General features: G+C 40.2%; 13 protein-coding genes. 4 read left to right on the plus strand and 9 right to left on the minus strand.

Annotated elements, in window-relative coordinates; translation table 11 throughout:
• Positions 1-6: 6 nt before the first annotated feature.
• Both GYM62_RS16455 and GYM62_RS16460 read right to left on the minus strand, forming a co-directional pair.
• Positions 7-1,707 carry a capsule assembly Wzi family protein gene (locus GYM62_RS16455; protein WP_219957205.1) on the minus strand — a complete coding sequence of 567 codons (1,701 nt, stop codon included), beginning with the start codon at positions 1,705-1,707 and terminating at the stop codon, positions 7-9.
• Between the two features lies 1 nt (position 1,708).
• On the minus strand, positions 1,709-2,374 hold the full coding sequence (locus GYM62_RS16460) for a hypothetical protein (RefSeq protein ID WP_219957206.1): 666 nt from the start codon (positions 2,372-2,374) through the stop codon (positions 1,709-1,711).
• 130 nt (positions 2,375-2,504) lie between these two features.
• Between GYM62_RS16460 and wecB the strand changes: the two genes are divergently transcribed.
• Positions 2,505-3,599, plus strand: a complete 1,095-nt coding sequence (gene wecB / locus GYM62_RS16465; protein ID WP_219957207.1) for a non-hydrolyzing UDP-N-acetylglucosamine 2-epimerase — start codon at positions 2,505-2,507, stop codon at positions 3,597-3,599.
• The gene (locus tag GYM62_RS16470; protein ID WP_219957208.1) at positions 3,600-4,085 is read left to right on the plus strand and encodes a cupin domain-containing protein; all 486 of its coding nucleotides are present in this window, start codon (positions 3,600-3,602) and stop codon (positions 4,083-4,085) included. It abuts the gene before it with no gap.
• Between the two features lie 66 nt (positions 4,086-4,151).
• On the opposite strand, the gene GYM62_RS16475 is transcribed toward GYM62_RS16470, so the two are convergent.
• The 5 genes from GYM62_RS16475 to GYM62_RS16495 all read right to left on the minus strand — a co-directional run bounded on the left by GYM62_RS16475 (position 4,152) and on the right by GYM62_RS16495 (position 10,824).
• Positions 4,152-7,055 carry a TonB-dependent receptor gene (locus GYM62_RS16475; protein ID WP_144606707.1) on the minus strand — a complete coding sequence of 968 codons (2,904 nt, stop codon included), beginning with the start codon at positions 7,053-7,055 and terminating at the stop codon, positions 4,152-4,154.
• Between the two features lie 79 nt (positions 7,056-7,134).
• The gene (locus GYM62_RS16480) at positions 7,135-8,367 is read right to left on the minus strand and encodes a hypothetical protein (protein ID WP_255590409.1); all 1,233 of its coding nucleotides are present in this window, start codon (positions 8,365-8,367) and stop codon (positions 7,135-7,137) included.
• A gap of 185 nt (positions 8,368-8,552) precedes the next feature.
• Positions 8,553-9,524, minus strand: coding sequence for a MoxR family ATPase (locus GYM62_RS16485; protein WP_091653666.1), 972 nt, complete (start codon positions 9,522-9,524; stop codon positions 8,553-8,555).
• 520 nt (positions 9,525-10,044) lie between these two features.
• On the minus strand, positions 10,045-10,641 hold the full coding sequence (locus GYM62_RS16490; RefSeq protein ID WP_219957210.1) for a pseudouridine synthase: 597 nt from the start codon (positions 10,639-10,641) through the stop codon (positions 10,045-10,047).
• A gap of 6 nt (positions 10,642-10,647) precedes the next feature.
• On the minus strand, positions 10,648-10,824 hold the full coding sequence (locus GYM62_RS16495; RefSeq protein WP_175557884.1) for a hypothetical protein: 177 nt from the start codon (positions 10,822-10,824) through the stop codon (positions 10,648-10,650).
• Between the two features lie 32 nt (positions 10,825-10,856).
• On the opposite strand from GYM62_RS16495, the gene GYM62_RS16500 reads away from it, so the two are divergent.
• Positions 10,857-11,099, plus strand: coding sequence for a hypothetical protein (locus tag GYM62_RS16500; RefSeq protein WP_219957211.1), 243 nt, complete (start codon positions 10,857-10,859; stop codon positions 11,097-11,099).
• Between the two features lie 700 nt (positions 11,100-11,799).
• Here GYM62_RS16500 and GYM62_RS16505 read toward each other — a convergent pair.
• Together GYM62_RS16505 and GYM62_RS16510 are read right to left on the minus strand one after the other, a co-directional pair.
• Entirely contained in the window at positions 11,800-12,150 is a 351-nt protein-coding gene (locus tag GYM62_RS16505; protein ID WP_219957212.1) for a type II toxin-antitoxin system RelE/ParE family toxin, read from the minus strand.
• The gene (locus GYM62_RS16510; RefSeq protein ID WP_219957213.1) at positions 12,147-12,413 is read right to left on the minus strand and encodes a hypothetical protein; all 267 of its coding nucleotides are present in this window, start codon (positions 12,411-12,413) and stop codon (positions 12,147-12,149) included. The genes GYM62_RS16505 and GYM62_RS16510 overlap by 4 nt, the downstream gene beginning before the upstream one ends.
• Positions 12,414-12,537: 124 nt before the next feature.
• On the opposite strand from GYM62_RS16510, the gene GYM62_RS16515 reads away from it, so the two are divergent.
• Entirely contained in the window at positions 12,538-13,647 is a 1,110-nt protein-coding gene (locus GYM62_RS16515; RefSeq protein ID WP_219957214.1) for an amidohydrolase, read from the plus strand.
• The last annotated feature ends 64 nt before the right edge of the window (positions 13,648-13,711 follow it).

Raw genomic sequence — 13,711 nt, forward strand, 5'->3', positions numbered from 1 at the left:
ATTTGATTATTTGAATAAATAGGCAACTCCCAAATGTGCTACGGAATTCTTTCTGTCAAAACCAGGGACAAAATATTGATCCGGCTGGTTTTCGAGGAACCATTTGTAATTGAGGGTATTTACATATTGAAATTTCCCACTGACCAGAATATTTCCAAATCTCCAGTCTGCCACTAAGGAAGGCACTAAATCCACATATTTATTTCTAAAATCCTTAGAAGCTTCGTATCGGTAATAGTAGAAATCATTATTGTAGACAATTCGCTCCATCTGAAATCCGATTCGGTTCATTTGATCCACCCATGCGAATTCCACAAAAATCTGATTACTTCCCGGACCATTTCCTACTCCTAAAACCTGCCCCTGATGAGTATATCCATGTCGCACGTAATCATGGATGTACCAAGTGCGAAGTTGTCTGATTTCTTCCCGAATAGTCTGACCGGTTTGAGTCATTTCAGAACTAATCTGGAAATACCTTCCTTGCTTTTTCAAAGGCATCAAGTGGGAAAACCCAAAAGTAAATGCCCTGCCTTTTTCAGGTGTGATCATAAAATCCCCCGTTCGAAAGCTATTCCCTCGAGTCCCGTATTCTCCATAAAATTCAAAATGACCTTCGGCACTCAACCATCTGAAAAATCCTGAGCTAAATTGTTGCCTCTTGTCGCGGATAGGATCTTCTACATTTTCAGGCCCCTTTCGACCATTGAAAACAGGCAAGCCATCTGCAAAGCTTGTCATATCTTCTCTGTACATATGGTTCACAGAGCCATATCCTAAGAATAAACCAGGAACCCATTTAGGCTGATAAGTCAAAACTAAGCCTCCCAGGTAGCGGTCTCCATTTTCTCTTTTTGGAATGAGAACTGGATTTTGTTGGATAGAATAATCAGGATGAGGAGGTGAGAAATCCGTGGATTTCAAAAACCCGGAAATCAGTTGCCCTTCAAAAGAACCGATTTTGGATTGAACAGGCTTTCTGGTATTAAGAGTAAAATGGAGAAAACCCGGAGCATTATTTCCCAAAAGAAGGGAGTTTCTTCGACCGGGACCCCACCATAAATTTTCTGTAGAAACCCCAATAGAATATTCTTTGTAATTATACCTCAAGCTGGACTGTCCCAAAAAGAATTTATTGTAAGAACCAGTCCCAAATCGCTCAGGCATATCTATCCTATTCATGTATTCATAATAAAATAGGATGGTGGCTTGATGCTCGATCGGGAAACCTATGTAATCTTTGTTTTGCGCGAGCAAAAGCTCGGGTTGAAACTGCAAAGAAAGTCCCTCATATTCTAAATAGGTTCCAATGCTGAGTAAATGCTGTAAGCCTCTATTTGGTATAAAAGCTCCATCATTGGTTCCAAATGCATAAGTAGAGTTATACTGCATTCGGTAAGAAGCAGGAAGCAGTAAAAACTTACCTTTTTCTTCCGGACCAAATCTTTTATGAGTTCGACTTTGATCAAAATCTACTATCGAACTGTCCAAATCAAATCCGTCCTTAACTCCGAAAGCTTCAGTAGGATATAATGGACGTATCATCCAACTGGAGGTAGAATCAACTTTTCCCAGCAATTGAGCTCTTCTCAAATACTCATCTAATAAGGGAGTACCAAGTGGGATGGTTTGCGAAAAAGCTGGATAAAAGCTAATCGCAAAAAATACCAAAATCAATGACTGTTTGAATGTGTTTTTGTACCCCATATTAATTAACGATCAATGCTTCAACGGTAATTTTTGCCAAGGACCAAGACTCATCACATTTAGGGTCCGGACTATTCTCTTGGCGTAATTCAGAATTCCAAAAAATCTTCACATCTGAACTTTGATGTCTGATGATTTTGGAAACAGTATATCTACTGGTGTAATTAGGGAAAGCACCAAATATGCATAATCCAGGCATATTGGTTCTAGTACTACCAGATTTGGGTACATTCTGCCGAAAATATGAATTCGGAAATGACTGGTAAAGACAAAACGTAGATTCACAGGGTGAATTAGAAAATGTCGTTCTGAATATTTCCTCATCATCTATCCCGAAGAACCAGTAATCTGGCCCGGACAAACCATCATCCGCATTGCCATCCCAGCTGTCATGAATCAAGACTTCTGTGGTAATTTTCAACATATTGTGTGATGGAAGATTGTCCAATTTTACAGATACTTCCTCATTGTGGTAATGCCCTGCAATCGTATCATTTTGGAAAATAAACAGCCTTCCGTTTTCAAAGCCTTTTAAATCCAGCGTGGAAAAATCATTATCATAAACCACTACCGATGATTCCAAGGTATCTGTGCAGGCGCTGATGGCAAAAGTTAGTATTAAAAAAGAAAGCAAATTTCTACCCCGCTTCCAGGTCCAAATATTCATATGTCCGAATCTGATAAAACTCTAGCTACAAAGAAACAAAAAAGCAGCCAATTAGAAGACTGGAAAAGTGCCTAAATATCATAGAACTGAGTCATCATTTCTTATTTTTGCCCCAAACCAAAGTTATACTATGCCAACTTTTACTATTGTCGCAGGTGCACGGCCTAATTTTATGAAAATTGCTCCCATCATTCATGCTATCCTGAAACAGCAAGAGAATGGGAAAAACATCAATTTTCGATTGGTTCACACAGGACAACACTATGATAAAAAAATGTCCGGAGACTTTTTTGAGCAATTAAACATTCCTGAGCCCCATGCGAATCTGGGAGGCGGAGGCGGAACTCAGGCAGAGCAAACAGCCTCTATCATGGTGGCTTTTGAAAAAGAATTGATGGAAAACCCCACTGATTTGGTAATTGTCGTGGGAGATGTCACCAGCACCTTGGCCTGCTCTATTGCAGCTAAAAAACTTTGTATTGATGTAGCTCATGTAGAGGGCGGAATTCGCTCAGGCGATTTAAGTATGCCCGAAGAAATCAATAGGATGGTCACAGATTCTATCACTGACCACTTTTTTACCACCTCAGAAATAGCTAATGAGAATCTTAGGAAAAGCGGCTTCCCTGAAAGTAAAATTCACTTTGTGGGAAATACCATGATAGATACGCTAATGGCCCAGATGCCTAGATTCCAAAAGCCCGAAGGAGCTATTTTTGATGGGCTGGAAAAGGGAAAATACTTCGTAATGACCATGCACAGACCTGCCAATGTGGATCAGGAGCAAAAGCTAAAGGCGATGATTGATGCTATTTTGGAAGGAACTCAAGGCTTACCAATCATATTCCCTGTTCACCCAAGAACAGCCAAAAACCTTCAAGCCATAGGCATTGACGCTCCTAATCTTCACATGTGTGAGCCTTTGGGTTATTTGGAATTCAATTATTTGGTAAAAAATGCAAAAGGTGTCATTACCGATTCAGGAGGTATTACCGAGGAGGCATCTATCATGAATGTGCCTTGTGTAACCTTAAGAGATAATACTGAAAGACCAGAAACCATTTATTTGGGCACCAACGAATTGGTAGGTACAGACCCTGCCAAACTTCGACCATACCTGGAAAAAATCATGAATGGGGATTGGAAGCAATACCAGGGAATTCCAATGTGGGACGGAAAAACAGCGGATAGAATTGTCTCAATTTTGATGGAAACCTATCAATAAATGAATACTCAGGAAAGAGTAGAATTCTTAGTGAAAAGTCTTCAGATGCAAACGCACCCTGAAGGTGGTTTTTACAGGGAAATTTATAGATCTCCTGAAATCATAGAAACCCAACAGGGAAAAAGGAATTTAAGTACAGCTATTTATTTTCTATTGACCTCAGAAAATATCTCACGCTTCCATCGAATTCAAAGTGATGAGATATGGTTTTGGCATGAGGGCAGCCCACTTTCTGTTCATACACTTTCGGAAGAAGGACATCAAATCATGTCATTAGGTCCAGCGAATGAAGAAAGTTGTCAACCACAGCGGTTGGTTCAGGCTAAAACAATCTTTGGAAGCAGTGTTGATTCGCTGGGTTCTTATGCGCTGGTATCCTGCGTAGTATCACCGGGTTTTGATTTTGAAGACTTTGAGCTGTTTTCCACAGAAAGCCTTTTGGCACTTTATCCGGAAGAAAAAGAAATAATACATCGATTAACTTAGCTACGATGCAAAAAACAAAGGCTTCCAAATCTCTTCGGAAGCCTTTTTCATTGTGGTAATTAATCCTTAGAAAGAAAATGCTACTTTAAAGTTCATTCTCAAGCCTGGAGCAAGGCTAGTAAAGATCTGATCTTGCGCTGCGAAAGATCTAAACACCATTTCTCTTTTATCATTTAGGATATTCTGAACTCCAAATCCAGCCTGGATTCTCTCATCAGCTCCAAATGACTTATTGATATTCAAGTTTAAGCTATGGAAAGGTACTGTGTAAGTGTCTGTTCTGTTTCCAAAACCCACATAGTTCAAAGTAGAACCCTGCACATTGTAGAATACACCAGCTTCCCAGCCTTTGTTATAATCTTGGTATGCCAAACCTGTATTGATAATGTAAGGAGCCTGTCCAGCCATATCTCTTGTGTCTTCCACTACTTCTCCTTCTCTGGCAGTCAATGATCTGGATCTGAATTCAGATTCTGACATTTTGATCCGGGACTCGGTTACAGTTACGTTTGTATTCCAGTTGAATTTCTCCAAAGCAGGTGTGATAAAAGCCAAAGACTTTCTGAATTCAAATTCCAATCCTGCTACTGTACCGTTTCCTACGTTTCTTGGTTGGAAAGTACCCGGGTCAGCAAGAAACTGCACCATTTCGATAGGTCTGTCGAAAGTTTTGTAGAAGGCACTGACAGAAAGCATTTGACCTCTTTCTTGGAATGCTTCCCATCTGATATCAAAGTTGTTGATTCTTGTTGAAACCAAGTTTCCATCCCAAAGCACCTCTGTACCACCATTGGTAGTCTCAGGGTACAAGCCACCGATGAAAGTTCTACCGGTAATCGGATCTAGAATCTCAGCATAAGACAATTCTTTGAAAGATGGTCTTGCGATAGTTCTGGAAGCAGAAAGTCTTAGATTCTGATTGTCTTTCAAGTTGTAGATCAAGTTCACTGTCGGGAAGAAATCAATATCATCCAACATAGTCACCAAATCAAAGTTGATGGTTCCGGTTTGGTTAGTACCTGTATAGTACTGATTGAATTTCTCTACTCTCAAGCCAACAATTGCCTTTAATTTATCTGCTGGTTTCGCTTCAACAGAAGCATAACCCGCTACATTGGTAGCGATAGATTGATACTCATTAGGGTTGATTGGAATAAAATCCGCATTGTATCTTACTCCATTTCTGTTTGTCCCAGAGAATAAGTTCTCATCTCTTAGAATTTCGTTTGGATCTCCTACGAATTCAGTGTCACCAGTTGCAAATTGGAAGCTTTGGATATTGAAGTCACGGTATTTGAACACATAATTAGATCCAAACTTTACTTTTGATTCTCTTTGGAATAAAGAAAGGGATTTAGCTATATCTACTTTACCCACTACACTGTATTCTTCCAAATTTCTCCAGATTCTTGCAGGTAAACCTACTTCAGTAGAAATGGTATTGGTAGGAACTCTGAATCTTGTAAATCTGATGTCCGGATCTTCAATAGTAGATCTGGTCGGTGCCAATTTCCAGTTTACTTCCCAATCTCTGGCATTAAAGAAATGTGTACCTCCCAATAAAACACTGGTAAGTCCTCTTTGGCTATACTCCAAGTTATACTGCTTCGCTTCAAAGTTTGCTCCAAGGTTAGTATTGACGAAATCAAATTCACCAGCTTTGGATTCACCATTTTGAAGGTGCATGATATTCAATTTGTACTTGGAATTATCAGTTTTCAAAGCAATCCCTGCAAGTCCTCCCAACAAAACATTGTTTACACCGTAGTCACCTCTTTGTCTTTCCAGAGGTTCTAGCTCAGTGTCATTAGCCTGTCTTGGTTTTGCAAAAAGGTTGAATTCGGCATCCTGGTAAAACTCTGTTTCATTTTTGTAAGTCAGAGCAAAGTTATAACCCCAAGTTGCTTTGGTTCTTGCAACTTGATTTCCTAGAGAAAAGCTAACACCCAAATCCATCAAGCTGTTAGTTCTATATCCTCCTAACGTTCTGTTGAAGCTTCCCAAAATCTCCTGATATTCCATCCCTCTTGCTCCGTTAGGGTTACCTACCGCCTGTCCATATTGTGGAATGTTAGTTCTACCATCTGTAGGGATAGCTCTTGTACCATCGTCGAAACCTAGCCAATCTGTCTGACCACCGTCATACTTCAGGTAACTGGAATTAAAGTGCATGGAAGGAGTCAAGCCACCACTTAGGCTCAATCGCATATTTTTCTCCTCAGGAAAATCCTTGGTCTCAATATCTACCACTCCACCGGTAAAATCAGCTGGAAGTTCTGCTGTGAATGACTTTGAAACAATGATATTGTCAATCACATTCGTTGGGAAGATATCCATTTGGATAGAGTTTCTATCCGGATCCAAACCAGGAATATCAACACCATTCAATACAGTCTTGGTATATCTGTCTCCTAGGCCTCTTACGTAAATGTATTTTCCTCCTTCGATAGAAACACCGGTAACTCGTTTTACTGCAGAAGCTGCATCACCATCACCGATTTGACGGAAAGAGCTTGCAGAAATACCATCCATTAGATTGGCTGCATTTCTTTTCACAGACATCAAAGCAGATTCTGTAGTTCTGATTGCAGAAGCTGCAATTGTCACAGTTTCCAATTCAGAAGCTTCATCTGCCATCAAGATATCATTCAATACATTGACAGCTCCGGTCTTTACTTCTACTTCAGTCAACTGAATAGTAGCGTAAGAAATGTAGGAAATCTGTAGAGAGTAAGATCCTGGTTCAACCTGAATTTCAAATTTTCCATCAAAATCAGTTACCGCTCCAGTTCCTGTTTCTTTCACAAGCACTGAAACCCCGAAGAGAGGTTCACCGGTAGCCTGCTCATAAATAGCCCCCCGGATGGTACCCTTTTGCGCAAAGGCAAAACCGGCAATAACCTGGGTCAAAACCAGGATAATCAAGATCACCGTTTTTTTGGCGAAGAGATTTTTAGATTTATTTTTCATACAGCAATTTGTAATTGAATACTTTTTAGAAAAGGAAGAAAGGACCTTGCAAACCCTTTCTTCCTTTTATTTTTTGAGTTTAGAAATCAGCCAATTGACCAGAAACAGCGGCCCATGACCAAGTATTGAATGCGGCTTTGTTGGCTCCAACTGTGTTAGCTCCTGCAGCAACTGCAGTTGCATGAGTAGCAGTGCCAGCTCTGAATACAGTAGCTAAGGCCACGTTATTAGCTAGAGTGATTTGAAGATTAGCAAATTTTAGAGAGCCATCTGCAAAAGTGGCTAGGGTTTTATCTCCACTCAAAGAGAAATCGCCTCTTCCGTCTGTGGATGCCGGATCAGCAAACCCGAAGAAGTAAATGTTTTCGAAAGTACCTCTTGCTCCATCTCTGAAGTCAGCCAGCTCTGCTACATTGTTTCCTTTTACAGATCCATTCTTTAAAGTATGAGCAGCTAGGTAAGAACCTTCTGGTCCGTCAATTTCCAAACAGTGGTCAGTTTCGCTACCTGCGATGACAATGAAGTTATCTAAAGTACCAGCCCAAGCTTGGTCAGTATCCAAGGCATCATCACCTGCATTCCATACCAAAGCATTAGTCACGTTTACTGTTCCACCAAACCACTCGATTCCATCATCCTGATTAGCAACAACTTCTACATTTTCGATAACAGTGCCGGAACCTACACCACCAAGAGTCAAACCGTTGATTTCGTTTCCTTCACCAATGTTGGCGCCACCATGTCTAATGGATACATATTTTAAAACTCCTGAATTGTCAGCGTCATTAGTTCCTCCATAAAGTCCATTTGAATCTGAAGGTGGAATACCTTCTATTTGGATCTCCGCAACATCACCTGGGAAAGATCCTCTCGCATTACCAAGGATAATCAGACCACCCCACAAACCATTTAAATTTGGCTCAAGGTTAGGAGATTCGATTTGTCCAGGCTGAATTTCATCTGCAATAGTTGTAAAAATGATAGGCGAGCTAGCTGTACCTGCAGCATTGATTTTTGCACCTCTTGCAATGATCAAAGCAGTTGCATTTGAACCTGTACCAACTTCACCTTTGATGATTGTTCCTGGCTGAATAGTCAATGTATTCCCGGAAGTCACAGTAATTCTTCCTCCCAAAACATAAGTTTTGCCTGTTTCCCAGGTAGTATTTGAAGTGATATTAGAGGAAACTAGTACCTCATCATCCTGACCGTTATCATCGCCAAGATCTGGCCTTTCATTACCTTCAATACAGCTCGAGAACCCAATAAGGGCAGCTGCTAAAATCATTAAGAAAGAGTTGAATTTTTTCATTGGGTATAAATTGAATGTGGTTTTGTTCGTTTTCACGTTACAAAAGTGTATCAATTTTTACCTGCAAGAGAATTATTCGAATTATGCTTTTTTTAAAAATGAATACAGAATTTAATATTGTATTAACAAAAAATGCATAAAAAAAGGCTTTCCTCTCAGAAAGCCCTTTTAAAAGCTAAATTGTATTATTTCAATGTTACCGTCTTGTTAATCGGTACCTTTTCCAACAATATTTTAACTAGGTCACGAGTGTTGATATTATCAGCTTCTGCTTCGTAATTCAGTATAATTCTGTGATTTAGCACATCTTCTGCGATTTCTTTGATATCCTCAGGAAGCACATAATCACGGCCATCCATATAGGCAACAGCTTTCGAAGCGAGATTCAAATTGATACTTGCACGGGGAGAAACCCCAAATTGAATGTACTTCGCTTCGTTTTTTAAACCGTATTGTTCCGGGAATCTGGTTGCAAAAACCAACTCAATAATATACTGCTCCAAAGGCTCAGCAATATTGATAGCATTGATCTCATTTCTGATATCAAAAATATCCTGCTTGGAAAGCACTGCGTTGACCTCTGAATTGAAGGACATATTAGCCATTCTCCTCATAACCTCCATTTCATCAGCCTTACTTGGATACTCGATATGAACTTTCATCATAAATCGATCGACCTGAGCTTCAGGAAGAGGATAAGTACCTTCCTGATCCACCGGGTTTTGGGTAGCCAATACCAAAAATGGCCTATCTAATGGAAAAGTAGTCTCGCCGATGGTTACTTGCTTTTCCTGCATCGCCTCTAGCAAAGCCGACTGAACCTTGGCGGGAGATCGGTTTACCTCATCAGCCAAAATCAAATTGGCGAAAATTGGTCCTTTCTTTACTTCAAAATTAGCCGTTTGCTGATTGTAGATCATTGTACCAATCAAATCTGAAGGCAAGAGATCCGGAGTGAACTGAATTCGGTTAAAATCCAAGTGCAATACTTTGGCAAGAGTATTTACTGTCAGGGTCTTCGCAAGACCGGGAACACCTTCCAATAGAATATGGCCATTGGTAAAGAGCCCTATCAATAAGCGGTTGACCATTTTATCCTGACCGACAACTACTTTTCTTACTTCCTGTATGACTGCTGCTATTTTATCCTGATGCATGGATTTGGTTTTTTACTCAGATAACCTCAAAAATAGGACATTTTATCCCAGACGCAATCTTAATTCTTAGAAGTGGTAAAGTCAGAGTGCTAAGCGGGATTTTAGGATTTTTTAAGAAGTAAGGTTTTATCGTCACTGCGAGCGGAGCTTGCGGAGCGTGGCAGTCTTTGGGTAGTTTGGAAGTAGTTATTGGTTATTAGTTATTGGGTTCTCGTTCAGACAAAGGCTCTACTTTTACCTAAACTTCTGTGGCTATGTGGTGAAAAAAAATCTCGCGGTGGCGCAGCGACGCGGCGATGTTGTTTCCCGCAAAGAAGGGAAGTGGCAAAGTTATTTCCTTCACTGCGAGCGGAGCTTTCAGAGCGTGGCAGTCTTAGGGTACTTTGGAAGTAGTTATCGGTTATTAGTTATTGGGCATTGATGGTCTATACCGAAAAACCCCCTGTGAATCTCTTTGCGTACTTAGCGTCTTAGCGGTAAAAAATTCCATTATATCTTCTCCTATTTAGGAGAGTATTAATCATTTTCTACGGAAACCACTCAATCCCAAGGCACGATATACTTCATCTTGCCCCATTTCTCTTACCTCTCCCACTTGGAAGCCTTCAATGCTCAGCTTCTCCATAGACCATCTCACCAATCTCAAGGTGGGAAATCCAACCGCCGCAGTCATTTTTCTTACTTGTCTATTTTTACCTTCAATTAATGTTAAAGCAATCCAGGTATCCGGCACATTTTTGCGGTAACGAATCGGCGGATCTCTATCAGGCAAAGCTGGAATCTCATAGGGAATTTTAGCCAAAGCAGGTTTGGTATGGTACATCTTCCCATCCAAATTGATTTCTACTCCCTTTTCCAGTTGACGCAAAGATTCTGCATCTGGTATACCCTCCACCTGAGCCAGATAGGTTCGTTGATGAGCAAATCGGGGATTTAGCAATTGATGGTTAAGCTGCTTATCATCAGTAATCAGCAACAAACCCTCGCTATCCTTATCCAATCGACCTACAGGATAGACTGTTTTGGGAAAATGAAAAAGAGAGGCAAGTGTCTGCCCCTCTCCGCTAAATTGGCTCAAAACCCCAAAGGGCTTATAAATAATAAAGTATCGATTCAAAACTGATTAACTTCCGCAACCTACACAATCAATGTATTGACCACCCGGCTTGGTACCATTCAATACCATTTCCAGATTATGAATTTTGTCTCGAATCTCCATGTCTGCAAACATGTCACCAGTAAGCTTAGCTCTTAGAGCAGTGATTTGCTCTTCGATTTGTTTTTTTTCTATCTCGCTCATAAAAGTGTTTGGTTAAAGGTTGAAGTGATTGGATGAAAATAACAAGAAAGGAAGGTAAGTTCCCAACCGTTACTGAAAAAATTGAGACAAAAATGATTCCAATTGAAAACCAGGGAGATAAAAAATTAGAAGCTAGGTCTGTTGGGTTTCTGGAGGAGACGCAAGGAGAGGTCCTGAGTAACTGTGTAATTGATGCTCCAAGCTTTTGGATATCAATGATGATTTTTAAAGTTCAAATGTTCATAGTTCAGAGTTCAACTAGTTCTAGGACATAATCTTTCCCATTATGAATGAAAGGCGCGAAGAGATATTTGAGAGTAATGTAAATCCCGTAGGGATTTGAGCTAGGTAGTAATGATATATGCAGACATCATCACTATGCTGTAGGCATGGAAGAATTTGGAGTTTTTGACTCAGGAATAAAGTAATATAATTGAAATACGCTCCCAGAGGCGCGGGGAAGAGTTATTGGTTATTGAGTTATTAGTTATTTAGGTCTCAACTCAATTCCAAACGCAAAATATTTTTCCTGTCTCATGGACTGACTTTATTAGCGTCAAAAGAAAATAGTACAAAAGATTACTTTGCGATATTCTTTGCGACCTCCGCGGCTCTGCGTTGAAAAAGTATCTCGCAGAGACAAAAATTTATAAAACTATGTTTTCTATCCTCTCTATGTGGTTTTTAAAAAGCTCGCGGCGACGCAGCGGCGAATGATTTTATTCTCCCGCAAAGAAATGAAGAGGCAAAGAGATAATCTCATTGATAAGTAATTGTGTAATTGATTAATCGAGTAATTAAAGGGGATCGCTGTAGGGTGTTCACTACACTTCATTATTCATCATTCGATGTTCGATATTTTTTGAGCTCCCGAAAAGGATAAAAGAAGCAAAAGCTGAATGAAGCTATGTTTTCTATCCTCTCTATGTGGTTTTTAAAAAAAGCTCGCGGCGACAAAGCGAAGCAAAGGAAAACTTACTTTATTGATTTTTTATAAATCGCTTTAGCCTCATCTTCCAATGTAGGCTCTAACTTTTTCAACCGCTCCAATAAATTAATGGAAGTATGCCTTATGGTAAGAACGCAAATCGCATCATCGATGATATCACAAATTAAAAAATGCTTTTGAACTGGATACACCATAAATCTTGATGATATAATTTTATTTGATTTTAGTAGCCCTTCATTTTCCTGTAAAAGTTTTAGGCAATCTTCTATTCCCAACATATACTTTAGGGCTGTTGATTCACCCCATTCAGAAATGGAAAATTCATAGATTTCCTGAAGATCAGAAAGTGCTCTTGAAGTAAGAAGTATTCTTTTCACTTTTCAACATCCTTCTGATGTAATTTCAAATCCGCCATCAAATCTCCAGAAAACTCACGAGTTCGTCCATGCAACACGTCCTGATATCCGTCAACTATGGCTGCACGTAAAGACGCAGCTTCTATGCGATCACGCTCATGACGAATAAGGTCCCGAACATACTCACTAGGTGTAGCATATAAAGTACCCTTACCTGATTGACTAGTGATAAATTTTTTCATCTCATCAGTCAAAGCTATATTTAGTGATTCCGTTTTTGCCATGATCTATTCTAGAAATTGATAATTTAAATTTACCGAATACTTCATATAATGTCAATATTTGAAGTATTATACCAAGAGGTACTCTTGTTTTGAAAAGAAATCGAGGAAACTAGACATTAACATCATGAATTCACTAATCCAACTTCGGCATACGCTTCACAAACATCCAGAAATAGCTGGAGAAGAAAGCCAAACTGCCCAGAGAATTCTGGACTTTTTTAAGCCTTTGAATCCAGATGAGACAATTGAAGGCTTGGGAGGAACGGGCTTAGCTTTCATTTTCAAGGGTAAAAACCCAGGAAAACGCCTGCTCTTTCGTTGTGAATTGGACGCCTTGCCTATCGAGGAAAAAGGAAATCCAAGCTACCAAAGCACTGTCTCCGGAAAGGCCCACCTTTGTGGCCATGACGGACACATGGCAATTATCTGTGGATTGGGAGAAAAGTTGGCTCAAGAGAGGCCCGAAAGTGGAGAAGTGGTGCTTCTCTTTCAACCTGCCGAAGAAACAGGAGAAGGAGCTCAGGCAATTCTAAATGATTCCCGATTTGAGGAAATCAGGCCCGATTATGCCTTTGCCCTACATAACTTACCCGGATTTCCGCTTCATCAGGTGGTGCTTAGAAAAGGAACATTTGCAGCAGGAAGTACAGGAATGCGTCTACATTTCACCGGGAAAACCTCCCACTCTGCCCATCCCGACGCCGGAATCAACCCTGCACAGGCCCTAGCCCAACTGATGCATCAGCTTCCCCAATTGCCCAAGGAAATTCCAGGCTTTTCTTTACTCACGCTGATCCATGTTGAATTGGGAAGTTTGGCTTTTGGGACGAGTGCAGGCAAGGGAAGTTTAAGTATGACCCTAAGAGCTTATGACCAAAAAGATCTGGACTTGCTAATTGAAAAAGCACAAGCTTTGGCTAAAAAAATAGCAAGCGAGGAGCGCTTAAAATTGGAAGTAGAATTTGTTGAGAAATTTGCGGTATCGCACAATGATCAAGAATTGTATGAGGTCGTAAAAGTTGCTGCTGTGGAATTAGGGCTTAAAGCCGTAGAAAAAGCCGAGCCCTTCAATTGGTCGGAAGATTTTGGATTGTTTAGTCAGCACTGCCCTTCCTTTTTGTTTGGACTAGGCTCAGGTGAGAATTGCCCTCAACTCCATGAACCGACCTACGACTTCCCGGATGAGTTGATTGAGACGGGGGTGAAGGTTTTTGAGGAGATCATAAAAAAATAAACCCTCCAAATTCTCCTGAGAAAGGAAAAACTTTGGAGGGCTTAAAAATAATATTGAAAGCCTA

It is taken from the genome of Algoriphagus sp. NBT04N3, assembly GCF_019443765.1.
GTDB classification, from domain to species: Bacteria; Bacteroidota; Bacteroidia; order Cytophagales; family Cyclobacteriaceae; genus Algoriphagus; species Algoriphagus ornithinivorans.

Excerpts from the sequence above, each read along its gene's own strand:
- GYM62_RS16470 (WP_219957208.1), top strand. The coding sequence starts at position 3,600 with ATGAATACTCAGGAAAGAGTAGAATTCTTAGTGAAAAGTCTTCAGATG.
- GYM62_RS16500 (WP_219957211.1), top strand. The coding sequence starts at position 10,857 with ATGAAAATAACAAGAAAGGAAGGTAAGTTCCCAACCGTTACTGAAAAA.
- GYM62_RS16460 (WP_219957206.1), bottom strand. The coding sequence starts at position 2,374 with ATGAATATTTGGACCTGGAAGCGGGGTAGAAATTTGCTTTCTTTTTTA.
- GYM62_RS16515 (WP_219957214.1), top strand. The coding sequence starts at position 12,538 with ATGAATTCACTAATCCAACTTCGGCATACGCTTCACAAACATCCAGAA.
- wecB (WP_219957207.1), top strand. The coding sequence starts at position 2,505 with ATGCCAACTTTTACTATTGTCGCAGGTGCACGGCCTAATTTTATGAAA.
- GYM62_RS16495 (WP_175557884.1), bottom strand. The coding sequence starts at position 10,824 with ATGAGCGAGATAGAAAAAAAACAAATCGAAGAGCAAATCACTGCTCTA.
- GYM62_RS16455 (WP_219957205.1), bottom strand. The coding sequence starts at position 1,707 with ATGGGGTACAAAAACACATTCAAACAGTCATTGATTTTGGTATTTTTT.
- GYM62_RS16510 (WP_219957213.1), bottom strand. The coding sequence starts at position 12,413 with ATGGCAAAAACGGAATCACTAAATATAGCTTTGACTGATGAGATGAAA.
- GYM62_RS16475 (WP_144606707.1), bottom strand. The coding sequence starts at position 7,055 with ATGAAAAATAAATCTAAAAATCTCTTCGCCAAAAAAACGGTGATCTTG.
- GYM62_RS16480 (WP_255590409.1), bottom strand. The coding sequence starts at position 8,367 with ATGAAAAAATTCAACTCTTTCTTAATGATTTTAGCAGCTGCCCTTATT.
- GYM62_RS16485 (WP_091653666.1), bottom strand. The coding sequence starts at position 9,524 with ATGCATCAGGATAAAATAGCAGCAGTCATACAGGAAGTAAGAAAAGTA.